The following is a 22,558-nucleotide window of genomic DNA, read 5'->3' on the forward strand; positions in this document are numbered from 1 at the left end:
ATCGGGCTTCTGAAAGCGCAGGCCGGCATATCTGACGCCATTGTATCGGAAAGCCGAGCATGACGCTCGGCTTTGGACAGTGCTGGCCGTCAGGCGGCTTCGACCTCCACCGGCACGCCATTCAGCGCCGCATTGCCGGACAGGGCATCCAGATGGCGCTCATCGGTCAGGTCGTTGACGCTCGCCCCACCCTGCCCGCTGGCGATCGACAATTGCACACCCGGCCGGGCGTGCCCCCAGCCATGCGGCAGGCTCACCACCCCGGCCATCACCTCGTCGCTGGCCGCCACCTCCACCTCGATGCTGCCGACCCGCGAACTCACCCGTACCCGCTGGCCATCGACCAGTCCGCGACGCGCCAGATCCTGCGGATGCATCAGCAACTGATAACGCGGCTTGCCCTTCACCAGCCGGTGGTAGTTGTGCATCCAGGAGTTGTTGCTGCGTACATGGCGGCGGCCGATCAGCAGCAACTGGTCGGCACGCACAGGCTCGCTATCGGCGAAGCGCCGCAGATCATCGAGGAACAGCTCCGGCGCAGCTAGCACCTTGCGCTCGGGGGTTTTCAGGCGCGAGGTCAGATTTGGCTGCAACGGGCCGAGATCGAGACCGTGCGGATGCTGGCGCAAGCGGGCCAGGTCGAGCTTACTTTCGGAGGTTTCACCGTAAGGACCGAAACGCAGCCCCATCTCGATCATCTGCGCCGGCGGCACGGTGGGCTTCAGCTCGACGCCGGTGCGCGCTGCATAAGCCTTGGCCAGTCCGACGAAGATTTCCCAGTCGTCCAGCGCTCCCTCGGGCCGGGGCAGGACCGCCTCGTTGAAACGGGTGACGTTGCGTATCGCCAGGAGGTTGAACGAGGTGTCGTAATGATCGTGCTCCAGCGGTGCGGTCGGCGGCAGGATCAGGTCGGCGTAACGGGTGGTTTCGTTGATGTAGAAATCCACGCTGAGCATGAACTCCAGGCCATCCAGCGCCTGCTCCAGACGGCGACCATTGGGTGTGGACAACACAGGATTGCCCGCCACGGTGACCAGCGCGCGAACCTGCCCGTCGCCCTCGGTCAGCATTTCCTCCGCCAACGCCGCCACCGGCAATTCGCCGCCATATTCCGGCAGTCCGGAGACGCGGCTCTGCCAGCGATTGAAGGCGCCGCCCGAGGTGGTCGCCACCAGATCCACCGCCGGCGTCGTACAGAGCGCTCCGCCAACCCGGTCGAGATTGCCGGTGAACAGGTTGATCAGTTGCACCAGCCATTGGCACAGCGTGCCGAATGCCTGGGTGGACACGCCCATGCGCCCGTAGCACACCGCCTTGTCGGCGGCGGCGAAGTCGCGGGCGAGCTGGCGGATGGTCTGTGCCGGCACGCCGCAGCGCTCGGCCATCGCCTCGACACGGAACGGCGCCAGCGCGGCGCGCACCTTGTCCAGGCCGTCAACCGGCAAGTGGGTATCGCGAGTCAGCCCCTCGCTCAGCAGGGTGTCGAGAATGCCCAGCAACAGCGCCGCATCCTGCCCGGGGCGGATGAACACGTGCTGGTCGGCTATCGCCGCCGTTTCGCTGCGGCGCGGATCGACCACCACTACCTTGCCACCGCGCGCCTTGATCGCCTTCAGGCGTTTCTCCACATCGGGCACGGTCATGATGCTGCCGTTGGAGGCGAGCGGATTGCCGCCAAGGATCAGCATGAAATCGGTGTGATCGATATCCGGAATCGGAATCAGCAGGCCATGCCCGTACATCTGCTGGCTGACCAGGTGATGCGGCAACTGGTCCACCGAGGTCGCCGAATAACGATTGCGGGTCTTCAGCAGGCTGAGGAAGTAGTTGCTGTGGGTCATCAGCCCGTAGTTGTGCACGCTCGGGTTGCCCTGATAGACGCCGACCGCATCGCCACCGTGGCGCTCACGGATCTCCGCCAGCCGGGTGGCGGCCAGTTCGAAAGCCTCATCCCAGCCAATCGGCTGCCACTCGCTGCCGACACGACGCACCGGCTGGCGCAGGCGATCGGGATCGTCCTGGATGTCCTGCAGGGCCACCGCCTTGGGGCAGATATGGCCGCGGCTGAAGCTGTCCTGGGCATCCCCCTTGATCGACAGGATGCGCTCGTCCTCGGTCTCGATGGTAAGGCCGCAGATCGCTTCGCAGAGATGGCACGCACGGTGATGGAGGGTCTTGCTCATGGCTCGCCTCTTGTTGTTCTGCCGGCCGCTTGCGGGCCGTTTTTTCTGGTCGAGCAGGCACTATGGAACGAGTGTCAGGCGAACGCCACCACTCTCAGCCGGATGAATCCCGGGGTATCAGGTGAAGGGATGGAGGAAGAACAGGAAAACGCCGCTGCCCTGGGGATCGACAGCGGCGCAGGGACCGGTGAGTGAGCCTCACCGGTCAGGCTGCATCAACGGATGCTATTGATGCTGCCCTTGTTGCCGACGACCTTGACGTCGACGGTCTTGAAGATGAAGTAATCCTGCACGGTTACTTCATAGCGCGGGGCAACGATCAGATCCGAACCGGAGCTTTTCACTGCCTTGAACGCGGCGGCCGCCTTGGCGCTGGATACCGGATCGAAGGCGCCGAGACCGAGGCCACCGCTTTCGCCGCCGTAGGCCACGCCATCGGCGAACTGGGTGTCGCCGCCCAGCTTGAGGAAGCCGAAGAGAATGCTGACGGAGGACTGTCCGCTGATCTGCTCACCAACGCTGACATCGGCCTTCAGATCGGTCTTGACGGCGCTGTCGACCGGCGCGGACGGCTGGCTGATGTTATAGCTGGTGCAGCCGCTGGCGGTTGCGATCACCGCGGCGGCTACTGCGGACATCCAGAACTTCTTCATGAAAAACTCCTTATCAATTCGAGCCAACAATCCGATGGCGGCGAAAAAATATCAGTCGGATGTCCACTGAATCTGCCAGACGATTCCATAAGCTCGCAGGAAAATTCTGATAAACCAGACAGGAAACTGCCCTATGGATAAATGGATGTCGCGTGCCCTGGCGAAAGCCGGACGAACGGCAAACGATCGTTTGACTCATGACAGCCCGGCCCGCGGGATTCCGCAGGATCATTACCGCGACTGATTGATTGTGCTCATGCAGAAGCCATCACGACGCACGTCTCCCCCAGCTTGTCGTGATGGCTCTTTTATTTCAGTTCCCTCCTGCCCTGCCCCTCCCTCCCGGAAAATGACCGAATAACTGCGCATCGGCGCGGAAACACTGCCGTTTCGCCGCCTGTTGTAAAGCCGCGACATTTCCTTATAAGATCGCGCCTTCCCCTTTTTTCCGCTCCATGCGGTCCCGCCGCAGGTTCAGCCCGTTTTTCTCACGAAATCGGCCAGTACCTCGGTCCGATACTGAGAATAAGTAGTAGGTAAACCATGAGCGCACGTCACTTCCTCTCGATGCTGGATTACACGACCGACGAACTGATCGGCCTGATCCGCCGCGGCAGTGAGCTGAAGGACCTGCGTGATCGAGGAGTCCTCTACGAGCCCCTGAAGAACCGCGTGCTGGGCATGATCTTCGAGAAGGCCTCGACCCGGACCCGGGTTTCCTTCGAGGCCGGCATGATCCAGCTCGGCGGCCAGGCGATCTTCCTCTCGCCGCGCGACACCCAGCTCGGCCGCGGCGAGCCGATCGCCGACTGCGCCAAGGTGATGTCGCGGATGGTCGATGCGGTGATGATCCGCACCTTCGCCCACAGCAACCTCACCGAGTTCGCCGCCAACTCCCGCGTGCCGGTGATCAACGGCCTGTCCGACGACCTGCACCCATGCCAGCTGCTGGCCGACATGCAGACCTTCTTCGAGCATCGCGGCAACATCCAGGGCAAGATCGCGACCTGGATCGGCGACGGCAACAACATGTGCAACAGCTACATCGAGGCAGCCATCCGCTTCGACTTCCAGCTGCACGTGGCCTGCCCGGAAGGCTACGAGCCGAACGCCGCCCTGCTCGCCCAGGCCGGCGAGCGCGTGCGCATCTTCCGCGACCCGCGCGAAGCGGTGGCCGGCGCCCATCTGGTGAGCACCGACGTATGGGCCTCGATGGGTCAGGAAGACGAGGCCAAGGCGCGCCTGCGCACCTTCCGTCCCTATCAGGTCACCCGCGAACTGCTCGACGCCGCGGCGGACGACGTGATCTTCATGCACTGCCTGCCCGCGCACCGTGGCGAAGAGATCAGCGAAGACCTGCTGGACGACCCGCGTTCGGTAGCCTGGGACCAGGCGGAAAACCGTCTGCACGCCCAGAAAGCCCTGCTCGAACTGCTGGTCGAGCACGCCCACTACGCCTGACAAGTCGGCGCCCGTACCATGCGGCGCCGGTTTCGAGATTGAGATTGAAAATGGGTATAATTGGCCTTTGTGGCCGATTCCCTGTCGGCTGATTTCGCTTCACCTACCGACGACCCGCTATCGATGACTCAGCGCCTGCTGCTCGACCTGAAAGACCTTTCCTGTGGTTATGAGCAGCAGCGCGTGGTGCAAGGGGTAAACCTGCACCTGAATGCCGGCGACATCGGTTGCCTGCTCGGCCCCTCGGGCTGCGGCAAGACCACCACGCTACGCGCCATCGCTGGTTTCGAGCCGGTTCAGGCGGGGCAGATCGTGCTGAACGGCGAAGTGATTTCCCGCCCGGGTTTCACCCTCGCGCCGGAGCGGCGGCGGATCGGCATGGTGTTCCAGGACTACGCGCTGTTCCCCCACCTCAGCGTGGAAGACAACGTCGCCTTCGGCATCCGCAAGCACCCCGGGCAGCGCGAAATCGTCGCCGAACTGCTGCGCCTGGTGAAGCTCGACACCCTCGGCAAGCGCTACCCCCATGAGCTTTCCGGCGGCCAGCAGCAACGCGTGGCCCTGGCCCGCGCCCTGGCGCCGGAGCCGCTGCTGCTGCTGCTTGACGAACCCTTCTCCAACCTCGACGTGGAGCTGCGCCGCGAGCTCAGCCACGAGGTGCGGGAAATCCTCAAGGAGCGCGGCACCAGCGCCGTCCTCGTCACCCACGACCAGGAAGAAGCCTTCGCCGTCAGCGACCACGTCGGGGTATTCCGCAACGGCCGCCTGGAGCAGTGGGACACTCCGTACAACCTCTACCACGAGCCGCAGACGCCCTTCGTCGCCAGCTTCGTCGGCCAGGGGTACTTCATCAGCGGCCAGATGCTCGGCCCGGACAGCGTGCAGACCGAACTCGGCGTGCTGCACGGCAATCGCGCCTACCTCCTGCCGCAGGGCAGCCATGTGGACGTCCTGCTACGCCCCGACGACCTGGTGCCGGCCCCACAGGGCGAACTGAAAGCGCGGATCGCCGGCAAATCCTTCCTCGGCGCGACGATTCTCTATCGCCTCGAACTCCCCACCGGCACGCAGCTGGAGTCGATCTTCCCCAGCCACGCCGACCACCAGATCGGCGACCACGTCGGCATACGCGTCGCCGCCGAACACCTGGTGCTGTTCGCCGCGAGGAATGGCGTGGCGGCGCAAGAGACGGAACAGCCCGCCCAGACAGCGGTAAACCTGTAGCTACCGTAGGTTGGCGCTGAGCTTGCGAAGCCCAACATCTGTCGGGCTTCGCACCGTTGGGCTTCACTTCGTTCAGCGCCAACCTACTAGACCATCCTACGCCATGGCACCGTTGGGCTTCGCAAGCTCAGCGCCAACCTACCGGACCATCAGCGTGCCGCTGGCGACCAGTACGGATGGCCCGGCGATGATCACCCTGTCCCCTGCCAATCGGCACTGCAGCTCGCCGCCGCGCGCGGAACACTGGTAGGCGCGCAGCTGGCTCTTGCTCAGCCGCTGCGACCAGTAGGGAATCAGGCTGCAGTGGGCGGAACCGGTCACCGGGTCCTCGTCGATGCCGATCGCCGGGGCGAAGAAGCGCGAGACGAAGTCGTGGCTGTCGCCCGGCGCGGTGACGATCACTCCCTGCCAGGGCAGGCGCGCCAGGGCGGCGAAATCCGGTGTGCAGTCGCGCACCGCCTGCTCGGACTCCAGCAGCACCAGCAGCTTGTCGGCGCCAAGCACATCGATTGGCGTGACGCCCAGCGCCCGCTCCAGCTCCATCGTGCTGCCCACTGCACTGGGCACCAGCGCCGGGAAGTCCAGCGCCAGCATCCCCGCCTCGCGGATCACCCGCAGCGGACCGGACAGCGAGGCGAACTCGATCCCGTCCCCCGGCTCGCCGAACACCTCGAACAGCACGTGGGCGGCCGCCAGCGTCGCATGGCCGCACAACGGCATCTCGACCTTCGGCGTGAACCAGCGGATGCGCCAGCCTTCGGTCTCCCGCACCACGAACGCGGTTTCGGCAAGATTGTGCTCGGCAGCGATGTTCTGCATCAGCTCATCGGACAGCCAGCTATCCAGCCGATAGACGATTGCCGGGTTGCCGCTGAAGGGACGGTCGGTGAAGGCATCCACCTGATGGAACTCGAGTCGCATTGAAGTCTCCCCTGTTCAAATAGTTGCCCAGCATGCCTGCAGCGCAGCGGCATGCAGCCATACAGCGCCTACTTTTCCCGGCATAACAGCGCCTCAGCCGCGTCCAATGGCGGCGAACTGCGCCGAGGTCAGTCCGGCCAGCGTTTCGGCGCTCAACTCCACCTCCAGCCCGCGCCGGCCAGCGCTGACATGGATGGTCGGGAAACCGCGTGCGGATTCGTCGATGAAGGTCCGCAGGCGCTTCTTCTGCCCCAGCGGACTGATCCCGCCGACCAGATAGCCCGTGGCGCGCTGGGCGGCATTCGGATCGGCCATATCAGCCTTCTTCACCCCGGCGGCATGCGCCAGCGCCTTCAGGTCAAGGGTTCCGGCCACCGGCACCACCGCCACCAGCAGCTCGCCCTTCTCGCTGGCGGCGAGCAGCGTCTTGAACACCTGCGCCGGTTCCAGGCCGAGCTTTTCGGCAGCCTCCAGGCCATAGGACAGGGCTTTCGGGTCGTGTTCGTAGCTCAGCACGCGGTGTTCGGCACGGGCTTTCTTCAGCAGGTCGATGGCTGGGGTCATGTTTCCACTCGGTCGAACGGTGAATGCGAAGTCTTAACATTAAGCCAGGACGGCACAGGTTGCATCGCATTCAGGTGCCCAGTTGCTACCCTCGTTGATACGTACAGCAAGGCCGCGACCATGACCGCCAATCACGAGAAGAAATACGTCGTCGCCCTCGACCAGGGCACCACCAGCTCCCGCGCCATCGTCTTCGACCGCGACGCCAACGTCGCCAGCATGGCCCAGCGCGAATTCGCCCAGATCTACCCGCAGGCCGGCTGGGTCGAGCACGATCCCATGGAAATCTGGGCCACCCAGAGCGCCACCCTGGTGGAAGCCCTGGCCCAGGCCAGCATCGGCTTCGACGAGGTGGCGGCGATCGGCATCACCAACCAGCGCGAGACCACCGTGGTGTGGGACAGGCACACCGGCAAGCCGATCCACAACGCCATCGTCTGGCAATGCCGGCGCAGCGTGGACATCTGCGAGCAGCTCAAGCGCGACGGCCTGGAAGACTACATCCGCGACAGCACCGGGCTGGTGACCGACCCGTACTTCTCCGGCACCAAGCTGAAATGGATTCTCGACCATGTCGAAGGCAGCCGCGAACGCGCCCGGCGCGGCGAGCTGCTGTTCGGCACCATCGACAGCTGGCTGATCTGGAAGCTCACCGACGGCAAGGTACACGTCACCGACTACACCAATGCCTCGCGCACGCTGCTGTTCAACATCCACACGCTCGACTGGGACGAGCGCCTGCTCGCCGCCCTCGACATCCCCCGCGCGATGCTGCCGCAGGTGCGCCCGTCGTCCGAGATCTACGGCCAGGCCAGCCTCGGCGGCCTGCAGGTGCCTATCGGCGGCATCGCCGGCGACCAGCAGGCCGCGCTGTTCGGGCAGATGTGCGTGGAACCGGGCCAGGCGAAGAACACCTACGGCACCGGCTGCTTCCTGCTGATGCACACCGGCAGCAAGGCGGTGAAGTCCAGCCACGGCCTGCTCACCACCCTCGCCTGCGGGCCGCGCGGCGAGGTCGGCTATGCGCTGGAAGGCGCGGTGTTCAACGCCGGTTCGTCGATCCAGTGGCTGCGCGATGAGCTGAAGGTGATCAACGATGCCCACGACTCCGAATACTTCGCCAGCAAGGTCGCGGACAGCAATGGCGTGTACATGGTGCCGGCCTTCACCGGCCTCGGCGCGCCCTACTGGGACCCGTACGCGCGCGGCGCGCTGTTCGGCCTGACCCGCGGGGTGAAGACCGCCCACCTGATCCGCGCCACCCTGGAATCCATCGCCTACCAGACCCGCGACGTGCTCGACGCCATGCAGCAGGACGCCGGCGAACCGCTGCGCGCCCTGCGGGTGGACGGCGGCGCGGTGGCCAACAACTTCCTCATGCAGTTCCAGGCCGACATCCTCGGCACCGCCGTGGAGCGCCCGCAGATGCGCGAGACCACCGCCCTCGGCGCGGCGCTGCTGGCCGGGCTGGCCTGTGGTTTCTGGAGCAGCCTGGATGAGCTGAAGAACAAGGCGGTGATCGAACGGGTGTTCGAGCCGCAATGCGACGAGGCCAGGCGTACGCGGCTGTATGCCGGCTGGCAGAAGGCGGTCGAACGCACCCGTGGCTGGGCGGAGGATGATTGATACATGCGTAGGGCGGGTGCAACCCGGCAATCCGGAGGCGCCATGGCGGGTTGCACCCGCCCTACGGAGGCATTCGTCGGAGGTAGTCCGATCATGGTCCACGCCACCTTCCGCTTCTACGAGGAGCTCAACGACTTCCTCCCGGTCGAGCGCCGGCGCCAGGCGTTCACCTGCCGCTGCGCGCGGGCGGCGACGGTCAAGCACATGATCGAGGCGCTCGGCGTGCCGCATACCGAAGTGGAACTGGTACTGGTCCAGGGCGAGTCGGTCGGGCTCGGCCATCTGCTATGCGATGGCGACCGCGTCGCCATCTACCCCAAGTTCGAGGCGCTGGACATCACGCCGCTGCTGCGCATCCGCGACAAGCCGCTGCGCAGCCTGCGCTTCGTCGCCGACGCTCATCTCGGCGGGCTGGCCCGGCTGCTGCGCATGTGCGGCTTCGACACGCTCTACGACAACCATTTCGAGGACGACCAGATTGCCGCCATCGCCGAGGCGCAGGGCCGCATCGTCCTCAGCCGCGACCGCGAACTGCTCAAGCGCAAGATCATCACCCACGGCTGCTACGTGCACGCACTGAAACCGGTGCAGCAGTTGCGCGAAATGTTCGAGCGGCTGGACCTCGCCCGCAGCGCGCAACCGTTCAGCCTGTGCCTGCACTGCAACCTGCCGCTGCGCGATGTCGACAAAGAGGAGATCGTCGACCAGCTTCCGCCGCAGGTCCGCACCTGCTACCAGCGCTTCCTCACCTGCGATGCCTGCCAGCGGCTGTACTGGGAAGGCAGCCACTGGCGCAGCATGTGCGCGCTGCTGGAGCCGCTGCTGGAACAGCCCAACTTCCCCGGCAGCGAGAACAACCGATGAACCTGCCCCCGCGACAGCAGAACATCCTCGACCTGGTCCGCGAACGCGGCTACCTGAGCATCGAGGAGATGGCCCAGCAGTACGCCGTCACTCCGCAGACCATCCGCCGCGACATCAACCAGCTCGCCGAGCAGGGACTGCTGCGCCGCTACCACGGCGGCGCGGCCTACGATTCGAGCATCGAGAACACCGCCTACTCCACCCGTGCCGACCAGATGCGCGAGGAGAAGCAGCGCATCGCCGAAGCCGTCGCCAGCCACATCCCGGACAACGCCTCGCTGTTCATCAACATCGGCACCACCACCGAAGCCATCGCCCGCGCCCTGCTCAACCACAAGCACCTGAAGGTCATCACCAACAACCTGCACGTGGCGGCCATTCTCGCCGGCAAGGACGACTTCGAAGTGCTGGTGGCCGGCGGCACCGTGCGCAGCGACGGCGGCGTGGTCGGCCAGCCGGCGGTGGACTTCATCCAGCAGTTCCGCGTCGACTTCGCCCTGGTCGGCATCAGCGGCATCGACGAGGAAGGCAGCCTGCTCGACTACGACTACCAGGAAGTGCGCGTGTCCCAGGCGATCATCGCCAACGCCCGGCAGGTCTTCCTCGCCGCCGACTCCAGCAAGTTCGGACGCAACGCCATGGTCCGCCTGGGACCGATCTCGCTGGTCAACCGCGTCATCACCGACAGCGCACCACCGACCGCCCTGGCGCGGCTGATGGCCAGGCACAAGGTGCATCTGGAAATCGTCTCGTAGGTTGGCGCTGAGCTTGCGAAGCCCAACATCTGTCGAACCTGGCATCGTTGGGCTTCGCTTCGCTCAGCGCCAACCTACGTCGCAAGCATGCCCAACGAATGGCAACGCGGTTTCGGACGAACAGCAGTCCGCCGGGGCGTCAATGGCTCGTCCCGTCCTGCCCGCTGAACTATATTTTCGGAACCGAACATCGTGCCGTTCACTTTCGTTCAGAGGGGGTCATTCGAATGGGCGCCAGCAAGCATTCCAGCCCCCTCGCCGAGGTCTACGACATCGCCGTGATCGGCGGTGGCATCAATGGCGTCGGCATTGCGGCGGATGCCGCAGGGCGCGGGTTGTCGGTGTTCCTTTGCGAAAAGGACGACCTCGCCGGACATACCTCTTCCGCCAGCAGCAAGCTGATCCACGGCGGCCTGCGCTATCTGGAACACCGCGAATTCCGCCTGGTGCGCGAATCCCTCGCCGAGCGTGAAGTGCTGCTGCGCAAGGCACCGCATATCGTCCGTCCGCTGCGCTTCGTCCTGCCGCACCGTCCGCATCTGCGTCCGGCCTGGCTGATCCGCGCCGGGCTGTTCCTCTACGACCATCTGGGCAAGCGGGAAAAGCTGCCGGCCACGCGCAGCCTGCGTTTCGGCGCCGGTAGCCCGCTCAAGACGGAAATCCGCCGCGGGTTCGAATACTCCGACTGCGCGGTGGACGACGCCCGCCTGGTGGTGCTCAACGCCATCAGCGCCCGCGAGCACGGCGCGCATATCCACACCCGCACCCGCTGCGTCAGCGCACGGCAAAGCAAGGGGCTCTGGCACCTGCATCTGGAGCGCAGCGACGGCAGCCTCTACTCGATCCGCGCCCGCGCGCTGGTGAACGCCGCCGGTCCTTGGGTGGCGAGCTTCATCCGCGAAGAGCTCCGGCTGCGTTCGCCGCGCCGCATCCGCCTGATCCAGGGCAGCCACCTGATCGTCCCGCGCCTGTACGACGGCGAGCACGCCTATGTGCTGCAGAACGAGGACCGCCGCGTGGTGTTCACCCTGCCCTATCTCGACCGCTTCACCCTGATCGGCACCACCGACCGCGAGTACCAGGGCGATCCGGACCACGTGCAGATCAGCCCGGAAGAAACCGACTACCTGCTCAATGTGGTCAATGCCCACTTCAAGCACCAGTTGGGGCCGGACGACATCCTGTACAGCTACTCCGGCGTGCGCCCGCTGTGCGACGACGAATCGGACGATCCGTCGGCGATCACCCGCGACTACACCCTGACCCTGCAGCACGCGCCCGGCGAGGCTCCGCTGCTGTCGGTGTTCGGCGGCAAGCTGACCACCTACCGCAAGCTCGCCGAAGCCGCGCTGGCGCAACTCGCCCCGCACTTCGCCGGCAACATGGGACCGGCCTGGACCGCCACCGCCCCATTGCCCGGCGGCGAGCAGATGAGCGATACCGGCACGCTGGCCGGGCAACTCATCGAACGCTTCGGCTGGCTCGATACCTCCATCGCCCGGCGCTGGGCACGCAGCTACGGCACCCGCACCTGGCGGCTGCTGGAAAACGTGCAGGGCCGGGACGATCTTGGCGAATACCTGGGCGGCGGGTTGTATGCCCGTGAGGTGGATTACCTGTGCGAACAGGAGTGGGCGCGCGAGGTGGACGATATCCTCTGGCGGCGCAGCAAGATCGGCATGCTGATGGGCTCGGCGGAACGGGCTCGCCTCGACAGGTATCTTCGCAAGGCGCATCCGACCGGCGACGTGAAGAAACTGCCGGCGACGTATTGAAGCAGGTTGGCGCTGAGCGCAGCGAAAGCCCAACATCTGTCGGGCCGGATGCCGTTGTTGGGCTTCGTACCTCAGCCCAACCTACGACACATTCGCGGCGAGGCGGGCTTCCAGTTCGGCGATGCGGGCCTGCAGGCGCTCGCGTTCGGCGCGGCTGGCGCTGATGTCCTCGAACACGCTGATCAGATGATCCGGGCGACCGTCCTGGCGGCGCTGCAGGGTGGTCTTGGCGTGGACCCAGACGTGGCTGCCGTCCTTGCGGCGGAAGCGCTTCTCCACCACATAGCGGTCGATCTCGCCGGCTAGGAGGCGCATCAGGTACTGCATGTTCTCGTCGATATCGTCGGGGTGGGTGAGGTTGAGGAAGGTCATGCCGTAGAGTTCTTCCGCGCTGTAGCCGAGCAGCTCGCAAAGACTGTCATTGACCCGCAGCCAGGTGCCGTCCAGGCCGATGTAGGCCATGGCGCCGAAGGCCAGTTCGAAGATCGCGCGGAAGCGTTCCTCGCTGTGGCGCAGTTCCTCTTCGGCGATCATCCGCGCGGTGTTGTCCATGCTGATGCCGACCATCTTCACCGAGCGCCCGGCGCTGTCCTTGACGATGCTCGCGCGGGAAGAAATCCAGCGCATCTCGCCATCGGGACGGAGGATGCGGAAGTCGTATTCGCTGCTGCTGCCGGTAGCGATGGTGTTCTCGTACATCACCTTCATCGCCTCGACGTCTTCCGGCGGCAGGTGCGGCCAGAAGTCTTCGTTGCGGTTCACCGGCCAGCCGTAGACCTCCTCGACGTTCGGCGAGTAGGTGACTTCGTCGGTGATCAGGTTCCATTCCCAGGTGACGATGCGCGCGTTTTCCTGGGCCAGCTTCATGCGCGCTTCGCTTTCCATGATTTCGGCGGTGTAGCGACGGCGCACGTCGGTCATCGGCAGCTCGACCACCTCGGCATCCTGCACGGCGCGCAGGGCTTCTTCGCCGTAGCGCAGCCAGATCCAGTTGACCTTGAGGAAATCGGCCAGCTTGCGCAGGTTGTCGTAGTCGATCTCGCCGCCACGGGTCCACTTGTGCACCGCGGTACGCGAGATGCCCAGCGCGGTGCCGACGGCCTGCAGGGTCAGCTTGTGGTGTTCGAGCAGTTCCTTGAGGCGGAAGGCGAAGGTGTTTTCCGTCATGACATGGTCCGGTCCCTAGAGTGCTGATCAGGGAGTATACATGGCGGTTAACTTGTGGATTACAGGAAACCGATGCACGACAGGGGAAGGTTGGAGTTGCTTGCTGCCCTCACCCCTGCCCTCTCCCGGAGGGAGAGGGGGTTGTACGGTACATGAGATCAGGCACGGTGCTTCGCTTCACGCCGATGGAGTCCCCTCTCCCTCCGGGAGAGGGTTAGGGTGAGGGCGTTTTCGAATTACAGCGATGTAGGGCGGGTGCAACCCGCCAGCAGGGTAAGGGAGTTGGCGGGTTGCACCCGCCCTACCCAATTTACAGATCCAGCACCAACCGCGCCGTCCGCGCACGCGATACGCAGAGCATCATGGTTTCCTGCGCAGCCTTCTCTTCATCGCTGAGGTACTGGTCGAAGTGATCCACTTCGCCTTCGAGAATGCGCGTCTCGCAGGTGCCGCAGACGCCTTCGCGGCACAGGCATTCCACCTTGGCGGCCTTCACGTTCTCGATGGCCTGGAGGATGGTCATGCCCTCCTCGACCTGCAGTTCCTTGCCGGAACGCGCCAGCACCACGGTGAAGGCGCTGCCGGTCACCGGGGTGGCGGCGAACTGTTCCCAGTGCACGCGGCTGTCGGCGATGCCGGCCTTCTTCGCGCCCTCGATCACCGCGTCGATCAGCGGCTTGGGACCGCAGACGTAGACATGCGCGCCCTCATCCAGACCGGCATACAGCGCTGCCAGGTCGAGCTTGCGGCCGAGGCTGTCGATATAGAAATTCACCCGATGGCCATGCGGACCATCCGCCAGCTCGCCCTGGAACGCGCCGTGTTCCGGGGCACGGAAGGCGTAGTGCAGTTCGTAGTCGGCGCCGCTGGCGCGCAGCTCGGGCATCTGCGACATGAACGGGGTGATGCCGATGCCGCCGGCGATCAGCACGTGGCGGCCGGCAGCCGGGTCGATGGCGAACATGTTGTTCGGGGTGGAAATGGTCAGCTCGGTGCCGGCTTCCACCTGCTGGTGCATGAAGGCCGAGCCGCCCTTGGACTGCTCTTCCAGGCGCACGCCGATCTGGTAGGTACGGGTGTCCGCCGGATCGCTCATCAGCGAGTAGGCGTTGCTGAACTGCTGCCCGTCGGAGCCCTGCATCTGCACGATCACATGGCTGCCGCCGGTGAATTCCGGCAGCGCCTGCCCATCGTCGCGCGCCAGGGTGAAGCGCTTGATCAGGGGAGTAACCTGTTCCACTGCGGTCACCCGCACGGTGAACATTTCGTATTTGTTAGCCATCATTCACCTCACTTGCAGCAATGGGCGGCAGCCTGTGCCGCCCGCAGAAAAGACCCGCGCCGGCTCAGACGGCCAGGCACAGGTATTTCATTTCCAGGTAGTCCTCGATGCCGTACTTCGAGCCTTCGCGGCCGAGGCCGGACTGCTTGACCCCGCCGAACGGCGCGACCTCGTTGGAGATCAGGCCGGTGTTCACGCCGACCATGCCGTACTCCAGCTTCTCGGCGACCTTGAACACGCGGCCGATGTCGCGGCTGTAGAAGTACGCGGCCAGGCCGTACAGCGTGTCGTTGGCCAGGCGCACCACTTCGTCATCGGAGGAGAAGCGCACCAGCGCCGCCACCGGGCCGAAGATTTCTTCCTGCAGCAGCTCCATGCCCGGACGGATGCCGGTGAGGATGGTCGGCTCGAAGAAGTTGCCGCCCAGCGCGTGGCCGTTGCCGCCGAGCGCCACTTCGGCGCCCTTGGCGACGGCGTCGTCGATCAGGCTGCGGACCTTGCCGACAGCCTTCTCGCTGATCAGCGGACCGATCTGCGTGCCTTCCTGGTTGCCATGGCCGACGGTCAGTTCGCGCACGCGCTCAGCGAAGCGCTGGCTGAACTGGTCGTACACCTTGTCGTGGACGTAGAAGCGGTTGACGCACACGCAGGTCTGGCCGGCGTTGCGGTACTTGGCGATCAGCGCGCCCTCGACGGCGGCCTCGATGTCGGCGTCGTCGAAGACGATGAACGGCGCGTTGCCGCCCAGCTCCAGCGAGACCTTCTTGATGGTCTCGGCGCACTGCCCCATCAGCAGACGACCGACTGGCGTCGAGCCGGTGAAGGTCAGCTTGCGCACCAGCGGATGGCCGGTGAGTTGCGCGCCGATGGCCTGGGCGTCGCCGGTGACCACGCTGAGCACGCCGGCCGGAACGCCGGCGCGATGGGCCAGCTCGACCAGCGCCAGGGCGGAGAACGGCGTCTCGTTGGCCGGCTTGATCACCATGCTGCAACCGGCGGCCAGTGCCGGGCCGGCCTTGCGGGTGATCATCGCGGCGGGGAAGTTCCATGGGGTGATCGCCGCGCAGACGCCGATGCCCTGCTTGATCACCAGCAGGCGCTTGTCCGCCGCCGGGCTGGGAATCACGTCGCCGTAGATGCGCTTGCCTTCCTCGGCGAACCATTCGACGAAGGAGGCGGCGTAGCGGATTTCGCCCAGCGCTTCGTGCAGCGGCTTGCCCTGCTCCAGGGTCATCAGCTGGGCGAGGTCGTTTTCGTTTTCCAGCAGGAGTTCGTACCAGCGGCGCAGGATCTGCGCGCGTTCCTTGGCGGTCTTCGCGCGCCAGCCTTCCAGCGCGGCGTCGGCGGCTTCGATGGCGCGAATGGTTTCCGCGCCGCCCATCAGCGGCACGCTGCCGAGCAGTTCGCCGTTGGCCGGGTTGGTCACCGGGACGGTGCGTCCATCGTCGGCGTCGCACCAGTGGCCGGCGATATAGGCCTGCTGGCGGAAGAGGTTGTTGTCTGTGAGTTTCATGAGCAAGGCACCTTTCTTCTTATGGGCCGCCGGCCCGAAAAGGCCGGCGGCGCTGGTCACTCAGTCGTCCAGGTGGGCGACGGCGATCAGGTTGTGGAAGTGAGCGATGCCGTGCTCGCTGATGCCGCTGCGCTCCTTGTCCACCATGATCCGGCCCTGGCCGCGGTAGCCACGGGACTTCAGGCCCTTCTGCACGCTCTCGACCAGACGCAGGTCTTCCGGACGGAACACGTCGCGGTACCAGTCGATCAGGGTCTGCTGTTCCTCGGTGATGTCCTTGTTGAGGAAGTAGATGTCGTAGTGCTGCAGGGTGGTTTCCGCATCGACCGGGAACTCGTAGATCACGGTCATGAAGTTGGCGCCCGGCGGCACGTTGAACATGGTGCACGGCCAGGCCCAGAAGCCGCAGAAGGACGGATCGGTCACCGATTCATCGACCTTGAAGGACTGCTCGGAGGACTTGGCGATGCCGTACTGCAGGGTCCAGTTGCCGTGCAGGGTGTGGGTGTACTGGCCGACGTCCACGGAGTCGGCGAAGCTCGGGTGAGCCGGGCCGCAGTGGTAGCACTCCATGTAGTTGTCGACGATGGACTTCCAGTTGGCCGGGGTCTCGGTGACGAAACGCGCCGCCAGTTGCAGGTCGTCGATCACCGCGCAGGCCTCGCGCATGCGGGCTTGCAGGCCCGGCAGCTGGTCTTCGACGGTGCCCGCGTCCATGTCCATGTTGATGAAGATGAAGCCGGCGTATTCCTCGACGCGCAGCGGTACCAGGCCGTACTCGCCCTTGTCGAAGCCCTGCACGGAGTCGCAGTTGCGCACGTGGGTCAGTTCGCCGTCGAGCTTGAAGGTCCAGGCGTGGTACGGGCAGGCGATCACGTTCTTGGCCTTGCCGCTGCCTTCCAGCAGTTGGTGGCCGCGGTGCGGGCAGACGTTGTAGAAGGCGCGCAGCACGCTGTCGCGGCCACGTACGACGATGATGCTTTCGCCGATCACTTCGCGGGTGATGTAGGCGTTGTTCTCGGCCACTTCGCTGCGGTGGGCCACGCAGATCCAGCTCTTGGCGAAGATTTCTTCCTTCTCGTGCTCGTACACGGCCGGGCTGGTATAGAACTTCGCCGGGATGGTGAAGGCCTCTTCGGGGTTGGCGCAGAAATCGGCAGGCAGGCGGGTGAATTCGTTCATTGTTGTTTCTCCTGGCTGAGGCACCTTGCGGCGCCCTAATCACTCATCAGTTAACAGGTATCTATTGGTTAACAAGCAGGGCAAAAAAATTTGCCCGGTCGGGTCCCGCCCCCAACAGCTCGGGGCGGGACTCTCTGGAATTACTGGGCGGCTACTGCGGCGGTGCTGCGGGCCGGTTCGGCGGAGACAGCGACGTGCTGCACTTCCTCCTCGTTGGCGAGCCGCACGGACTCTTCCTCGATGATGTGGGCCGGCACATGGGCGTAGTCCTGCATCATCCACTTGAAGAAGCCGTAGATCTTCACCAGCAGGATCGCCATGAACGGGATCGCAGTCAGCACCACGGCAGTCTTCATGGTCGACAGCGAGGCCTTGGCGAACAGCATGGCCAGCGGCACCAGGGTCAGGGTCACGCACCAGAACAGACGGTGAGTCGGCGTCGGGTCGTCGCCTTCCTGCAGGTTGCGGGTGCTGGTGGCAGCCACCGCGTAGGCCGCGGCATCCATGTGCGAGGCGCAGAACACCGCCATGATGAACAGGTACACGGCGAGGAACACCTTGCCCATCGGCAGCGAGGTCAACACCATTTCAACCGCGGTTTCGCCACCCTGCTCGGCGAGGATCTTCGGCACGTCGATGGCGCCGTTGATGAACTGGTGCATGCTGTAGCTTTCCAGCGCGCCGAAGAAGAACCAGCAGCCGAAGCTACCGCCCATCAGCAGGGCGAACACCACTTCCTTGATCTTGCGGCCACGGGAAACGCGGGTCACGAACATGGCCACGCCAGGCGCGTAGGACACCCACCACAGCCAGTAGAACACCGTCCAGTTGCGGGTGAAGGCACCGTCGCCGGCCGGATCGGTGAACAGGCTCATGTGCACGTAGTTCTGCAGCATCAGGCCGACGGCGTTGGCGGTGTTGTTGATGGTGAACTGGGTCGGACCGACCAGCAGGACCACAGCAGCGAACACCAGGGCACCGTAGCAGACGACTTTGCTCAGCTTTTGCAGACCGCCATCGATGCCGATGTAGGAGCTGAGCGAGAACAGGATGGCGACGGCGCCGATCACACCGAGCTGCACGGCGAAGGTGTCCGGAGTGCCGAGCAGGCCGTTCAGACCGCGGGTCAGGGTCGATGCGGTGAGCGCCAGGGAGACGGTCAGCGCGCCCATCATGGTCAGCAGGAAGATCAGGTCGACCGTGCGGCCGAACGGGCCGGTGGCCTTGAAACCGGTGACGGCTTCCATGATCGAGGCGAGGTTCAGGCCGCTCTTCTTGCGCACGTGGAAGTGGTAGGCCATCGCCAGCGAAGCGAGCGCGTAGATCGACCAGGCGCTGATGCCCCAGTGGAAGAACGAGTAGCTGACGCTGTGCTCCAGAGCTTCGCGGGTGCCGGCGGCGATGTTCAGGCCCGGAGTCTGGTAGTAGTAGGCCCACTCCATGACGCCCCAGTAGAGGGTCGAGGAGCCCATGCCGGCGCAGATGAACATGAACACCCAGGTCGCGGTGGAGTATTCAGGCTTGCCGCTGCCGAGGCGGATGTTGCCGTACTTGCTGAACGCCAGGTAGAGAACGACCAGCGAACTGCCGAATACGAGCAACTGGACGGAGGTGCCGAAGGCGCGGGTGGACAGTTCGAACAGCTGGTTGGCCGCCCGTTCCGCTTCCGCGGGGAATGCTGCAAGGCCGACGACGGTGAGCAGCACGGCGATCAGGCTCACGGTTATCAGGAACACGTCGATCTTTTTATTCTTGTGGGACATTTTTCGTCTCCGGAGATCGTTGGGATACTTCCGGCGGAGATCAGGCAAGGCGCTCCGGGGAAGCCGTTATTCGTTTGGGTTGTCCTTGTCTATTGCTCCTGTTAACCTTTGGTTTACTAAAATCCATTGGTTAACAGTGTGCACGCAAAGCCTCCTGTGTGCAAGATTGCCGCACCCCCTCCCTTGGTAGCAGGTGACGATCGGTCGTCACCTGCCGAGGTGCGGCAGCGCCGGGTTTCAGCCCTGAACGAGCCCGGCGATCGCCTCGCCGACCTGCCGGGTCGACTGCTCGCCGCCCATGTCGCGGGTCACGCGGCCTTCGGCGATCACCTGCTCGATGGCGCGGAGGATGTCGTCATGCGCAGCGCGGCAGGCGCCTTCGCCGTTGCCGAGGAAGTCCAGCATCAGCGCGCCGGACCAGATCATGGCGATCGGGTTGGCGATGTTCTTGCCGTAGATGTCCGGCGCGGAACCGTGAACCGGCTCGAACAGCGAGGGGAACTTGCGCTCGGGGTTGAGGTTGGCCGACGGCGCGATACCGATGGTGCCGGCGCAGGCCGGGCCGAGGTCGGAGAGGATGTCGCCGAACAGGTTGGAGGCCACCACCACGTCGAAACGCTCCGGCTGCAGCACGAAGCGGGCGCAGAGGATATCGATGTGCTGCTTGTCCCAGGTGATCTCCGGATAACCGGCAGCCATCGCCTCGGTGCGCTCGTCCCAGTAGGGCATGCTGACCGCCATGCCGTTGGACTTGGTGGCCGAGGTCAGGCGCTTGCGCTCGCGGGTCTGCGCCAGATCGAAGGCGTACTTGAGGATGCGGTCGACGCCACGGCGGGTGAACACCGATTCCTGCAGGACGAATTCGTTCTCGGTGCCTTCGAACATGCGGCCGCCGAGCGAGGAGTATTCGCCCTCGGTGTTCTCGCGGATCACCACGAAGTCGATGTCGCCCGGCTGCTTGCCGGCCAGCGGGCACGGAACGCCGGGGAACAGGCGCACCGGACGGATGTTCACGTACTGGTCGAACTCGCGGCGGAACTTCAGCAGCGAGCCCCACAGGGAGATATGGTCCGGCACCTTGTCCGGCCAGCCGACCGCGCCGAAGTACAGGGCGTCGAAGCGCTGCAGCTGCTCGAACCAGTCGTCGGGCATCATCTTGCCGTGCTGCAGGTAGTAGTCGCAGCTGGCCCACTCGAAGTGTTCGATTTCCAGATTCAGCCCATGCTTCTGCGCCGCGGCCTGAACCACACGGACGCCTTCGGGAAGGACTTCGTTGCCGATACCGTCGCCGGGAATCGCGGCGATCCTGAATGTCTTGCTCATGCCGGGCACACTCTTGAGGGAAGTGAAACGAGTGAAAGCCATGCTATAAGCGTTTCAGGAAGACATAATCACTCGATCCATTGATTCTTGGTGCACGCTCTGTGAACAATCTGCCGAACCTGGAAGACCTCAACGTCTTCGTGCAAGTCGCCAAGCGCTCCAGCTTCGCCGCCGCCGCCAGCGAGCTGGGGATGTCCACCGCGTTCATCAGCAAGCGCATCCGCCTGCTCGAACAGGACATGGGCGTGCGCCTGCTGCACCGCACCACCCGGCGCGTGTCGGTCAGCGAGGATGGCGAGCGGGTCTACCAGTGGGCGCTGCGCATCTTCGACGCGGTGCAGCGCATGGGCGACGAGGTTTCCGCCCTGCACCGCGAGCCAAGCGGCCAGCTGCGCATCGTCAGCAGCTTCGGCCTCGGCCGGCGCTTCGTCGCCCCGGCGCTGTCGGAGCTGTCGGCGCGCTACCCACAACTGGATATCCGCCTGGACGTCTACGACCGCCTGGTCGACCTGATCGACGAAGGCTTCGACCTGGATATACGCATCGGCAACGAGATCGCACCGAACCTGATCGCCAAGCCGCTGGCGAAGAACAGCCGGGTGCTCTGCGCCTCCCCCGCCTATCTGGAACGTCGCGGCACGCCGCGCGCCCTGGCGGAGCTGGCGCAGCACGATTGCCTGGTCATCAAGGAACGCGACCACCCCTTCGGCATCTGGCGCCTGCAAGGCCCGGCCGGCGAGGAAAGCGTGAAGGTCACTGGACCGCTCTCCGCCAACCACGGCGAGGTGGTGCACCAGTGGTGCCTGGACGGACGCGGCGTGCTGCTGCGCTCGCTATGGGACGTACGCGACAGCCTGGCCAGCGGCGCGCTGGTGCACCTGCTGCCGGAGTACCGGCAACCGGCGGATATCTGGGCGGTGCATGCGGCGCCATTGTCCAGCTCGGCGAAGGTGCGCGTCGCGGTGGAATTCCTCCGCCAATATTTTGCAGAGCGGTATGCGGAAACGTAGGACCGTAGGTTGGCGCTGAGCGCAGCGAAGCCCAACATTCCGTACCCACCCGGCGTTGGGCTTCGCAAGCTCAGCGCCAACCTACCAAATAAAAAACGGCCGACCTCCGATGTTGCAGAGGTCGGCCGCGGTTGCGCCAAGGAGCAGGGGGCGCGCAAGGAGAGGCGGAAGTTTCGATCAGGCTACGGCGGCGAGCTGCGCGCGGGCCTTGCTCATGCCCTTCTCGGCGTACTCGGCGCCCATGTTCAGGCCTTCGGCGTGGATGAAGGTGACGTCATGGATGCCGATGAAGGCCATCGCCTGGCGCAGATAGGGCTCTTGGTGGTCCAGCGGGCCGCCGGCGTAGATGCCGCCGCGGCTGGTCAGGACGAAGGCGCGCTTGCCGCTGAGCAGGCCCTGCGGGCCGTTCTCGGTGTACTTGAAGGTGACGCCGGCGCGCAGCACGTGGTCCAGCCAGGATTTCAGGGTGCTGGGGATGCCGAAGTTGTACATCGGCGCCGCCAGGACCAGCACGTCCGCCGCCAGCAGTTCCTCGGTCAGCAGGTTGGAACGCTGCAGCGCGGCCGCCTCGCTGTCGCTGTGCTGGTCGGCCGGCTTCATCCAGCCGCCCAGCAGATCGGCGTCCAGATGCGGCACCTGCTCGACGGCCAGGTCGCGGACGGTGATCTCGTCGGCCGGGTGAGCGGCCTGCCACTGGGCGATGAAATCACGGGTCAGTTGGCGGGAAACGGAACCTTCCTTGCGGGCACTGCTTTCGATAACCAGGACGCGGGACATGGATTCGACCTCCATCGGTCGTTAGCTGCGATGGAGTGAAGACTAGGGAATGGCTAATCGATAAAAAAGCGCAAAAAATCGCTCTCAACAATCGATTAAGTTGATTTATCCGCAAGCGGCTCCTAGTCTGGGAAACATGCCCCGCGACGGCTCACACCGGCTCGCAGGTCAGCTTGATGCGCAGCTTGATGATCTGCTGCTTGAAGCTGGAAGTGAGGTTAGCGCTCTTGCCGGGTTCCAGCACGACCTTGCGGGTCCGGGGGTTTTCCGGGCCGTTGGCGAACACGGCCTTGCACGAGGCGGAACGCTCGCCATTGTTGCGCAGCAGCAGCGCGGCCACGTTGCCACCGGCATCCTGGGTGTCGTAGGACACCTCGGCGCCGTTGAGCTGCTTCTCCACCTCAATGGGATAGAAGGCCATGGCGGTCAGCGGCAGTGCGGCAAGCAGGACACAGCAGATTCTTTTCATGATGGTCTCCAGATTGGGCCATCCAGATTAAGGCAAGAGGAAGCGA

General features: G+C 64.8%; 19 protein-coding genes. 7 read left to right on the forward strand and 12 right to left on the reverse strand.

Annotation, left to right across the window (positions count from 1 at the left end):
• Positions 1–89 precede the first annotated feature (89 nt).
• Together JFY56_RS18300 and JFY56_RS18305 are read right to left on the reverse strand one after the other, a co-directional pair.
• Positions 90–2,183 (reverse strand): molybdopterin oxidoreductase family protein, encoded by a 2,094-nt coding sequence (locus JFY56_RS18300; RefSeq protein ID WP_208315363.1) that lies wholly within the window; start codon positions 2,181–2,183, stop codon positions 90–92.
• A gap of 215 nt (positions 2,184–2,398) precedes the next feature.
• Positions 2,399–2,836 (reverse strand): hypothetical protein, encoded by a 438-nt coding sequence (locus JFY56_RS18305; RefSeq protein WP_208315364.1) that lies wholly within the window; start codon positions 2,834–2,836, stop codon positions 2,399–2,401.
• A gap of 543 nt (positions 2,837–3,379) precedes the next feature.
• Here JFY56_RS18305 and argF point away from each other — a divergent pair.
• Together argF and JFY56_RS18315 are read left to right on the forward strand one after the other, a co-directional pair.
• Positions 3,380–4,297 (forward strand): ornithine carbamoyltransferase, encoded by a 918-nt coding sequence (gene argF / locus JFY56_RS18310; RefSeq protein ID WP_208315365.1) that lies wholly within the window; start codon positions 3,380–3,382, stop codon positions 4,295–4,297.
• Positions 4,298–4,420: 123 nt separating this feature from the next.
• A complete protein-coding gene (locus tag JFY56_RS18315) occupies positions 4,421–5,521 on the forward strand; it encodes an ABC transporter ATP-binding protein (RefSeq protein ID WP_208315366.1) in 1,101 nt (366 codons plus the stop codon).
• A 138-nt stretch (positions 5,522–5,659) separates the two neighbouring features.
• Here the strand turns inward: JFY56_RS18315 and JFY56_RS18320 are convergent, their stop codons facing one another.
• Complete coding sequence (locus tag JFY56_RS18320) at positions 5,660–6,442, reverse strand: PhzF family phenazine biosynthesis protein (RefSeq protein ID WP_208315367.1); 783 nt, start codon at positions 6,440–6,442, stop codon at positions 5,660–5,662.
• A gap of 93 nt (positions 6,443–6,535) precedes the next feature.
• Positions 6,536–7,006, reverse strand: a complete 471-nt coding sequence (ybaK, locus tag JFY56_RS18325) for a Cys-tRNA(Pro) deacylase (RefSeq protein ID WP_208315368.1) — start codon at positions 7,004–7,006, stop codon at positions 6,536–6,538.
• A gap of 120 nt (positions 7,007–7,126) precedes the next feature.
• On the opposite strand from ybaK, the gene glpK reads away from it, so the two are divergent.
• The 4 genes from glpK to glpD all read left to right on the forward strand — a co-directional run bounded on the left by glpK (position 7,127) and on the right by glpD (position 12,026).
• Positions 7,127–8,632, forward strand: a complete 1,506-nt coding sequence (gene glpK, locus JFY56_RS18330) for a glycerol kinase GlpK (protein ID WP_208315369.1) — start codon at positions 7,127–7,129, stop codon at positions 8,630–8,632.
• Positions 8,633–8,725: 93 nt separating this feature from the next.
• A complete protein-coding gene (locus tag JFY56_RS18335; protein WP_208315370.1) occupies positions 8,726–9,496 on the forward strand; it encodes a Mut7-C ubiquitin/RNAse domain-containing protein in 771 nt (256 codons plus the stop codon).
• The gene (locus JFY56_RS18340) at positions 9,493–10,251 is read left to right on the forward strand and encodes a DeoR/GlpR family DNA-binding transcription regulator (RefSeq protein ID WP_208315371.1); all 759 of its coding nucleotides are present in this window, start codon (positions 9,493–9,495) and stop codon (positions 10,249–10,251) included. The genes JFY56_RS18335 and JFY56_RS18340 overlap by 4 nt, the downstream gene beginning before the upstream one ends.
• A 227-nt stretch (positions 10,252–10,478) precedes the next feature.
• Complete coding sequence (gene glpD / locus JFY56_RS18345; RefSeq protein ID WP_208315372.1) at positions 10,479–12,026, forward strand: glycerol-3-phosphate dehydrogenase; 1,548 nt, start codon at positions 10,479–10,481, stop codon at positions 12,024–12,026.
• Positions 12,027–12,107: 81 nt separating this feature from the next.
• Here the strand turns inward: glpD and JFY56_RS18350 are convergent, their stop codons facing one another.
• The 6 genes from JFY56_RS18350 to JFY56_RS18375 form a co-directional block, all read right to left on the reverse strand.
• Entirely contained in the window at positions 12,108–13,193 is a 1,086-nt protein-coding gene (locus JFY56_RS18350; protein ID WP_208315373.1) for a PAS domain S-box protein, read from the reverse strand.
• Between the two features lie 310 nt (positions 13,194–13,503).
• Complete coding sequence (locus JFY56_RS18355) at positions 13,504–14,475, reverse strand: PDR/VanB family oxidoreductase (RefSeq protein WP_208315374.1); 972 nt, start codon at positions 14,473–14,475, stop codon at positions 13,504–13,506.
• 64 nt (positions 14,476–14,539) lie between these two features.
• A complete protein-coding gene (locus tag JFY56_RS18360; protein WP_208315375.1) occupies positions 14,540–15,988 on the reverse strand; it encodes an NAD-dependent succinate-semialdehyde dehydrogenase in 1,449 nt (482 codons plus the stop codon).
• A gap of 60 nt (positions 15,989–16,048) precedes the next feature.
• Complete coding sequence (locus JFY56_RS18365) at positions 16,049–17,170, reverse strand: aromatic ring-hydroxylating oxygenase subunit alpha (protein WP_208315377.1); 1,122 nt, start codon at positions 17,168–17,170, stop codon at positions 16,049–16,051.
• 140 nt (positions 17,171–17,310) lie between these two features.
• Positions 17,311–18,933 (reverse strand): BCCT family transporter, encoded by a 1,623-nt coding sequence (locus JFY56_RS18370; RefSeq protein ID WP_208315378.1) that lies wholly within the window; start codon positions 18,931–18,933, stop codon positions 17,311–17,313.
• Between the two features lie 237 nt (positions 18,934–19,170).
• Positions 19,171–20,256: a tartrate dehydrogenase gene (locus tag JFY56_RS18375; protein ID WP_208315380.1), complete on the reverse strand. Its 1,086-nt coding sequence runs from the start codon at positions 20,254–20,256 to the stop codon at positions 19,171–19,173.
• Between the two features lie 101 nt (positions 20,257–20,357).
• Here JFY56_RS18375 and JFY56_RS18380 point away from each other — a divergent pair, with 101 nt between their 5' ends.
• A complete protein-coding gene (locus JFY56_RS18380) occupies positions 20,358–21,266 on the forward strand; it encodes a LysR substrate-binding domain-containing protein (protein WP_208315382.1) in 909 nt (302 codons plus the stop codon).
• A 177-nt stretch (positions 21,267–21,443) separates the two neighbouring features.
• On the opposite strand, the gene JFY56_RS18385 is transcribed toward JFY56_RS18380, so the two are convergent.
• Both JFY56_RS18385 and JFY56_RS18390 read right to left on the reverse strand, forming a co-directional pair.
• The gene (locus JFY56_RS18385) at positions 21,444–22,043 is read right to left on the reverse strand and encodes an FMN-dependent NADH-azoreductase (protein ID WP_208315384.1); all 600 of its coding nucleotides are present in this window, start codon (positions 22,041–22,043) and stop codon (positions 21,444–21,446) included.
• 151 nt (positions 22,044–22,194) lie between these two features.
• A complete protein-coding gene (locus tag JFY56_RS18390) occupies positions 22,195–22,512 on the reverse strand; it encodes a 3-phosphoglycerate kinase (protein WP_208315386.1) in 318 nt (105 codons plus the stop codon).
• Positions 22,513–22,558 lie beyond the last annotated feature (46 nt).

This window comes from Pseudomonas schmalbachii (assembly GCF_017589465.1).
GTDB classification, from domain to species: domain Bacteria; phylum Pseudomonadota; class Gammaproteobacteria; order Pseudomonadales; family Pseudomonadaceae; genus Pseudomonas; species Pseudomonas schmalbachii.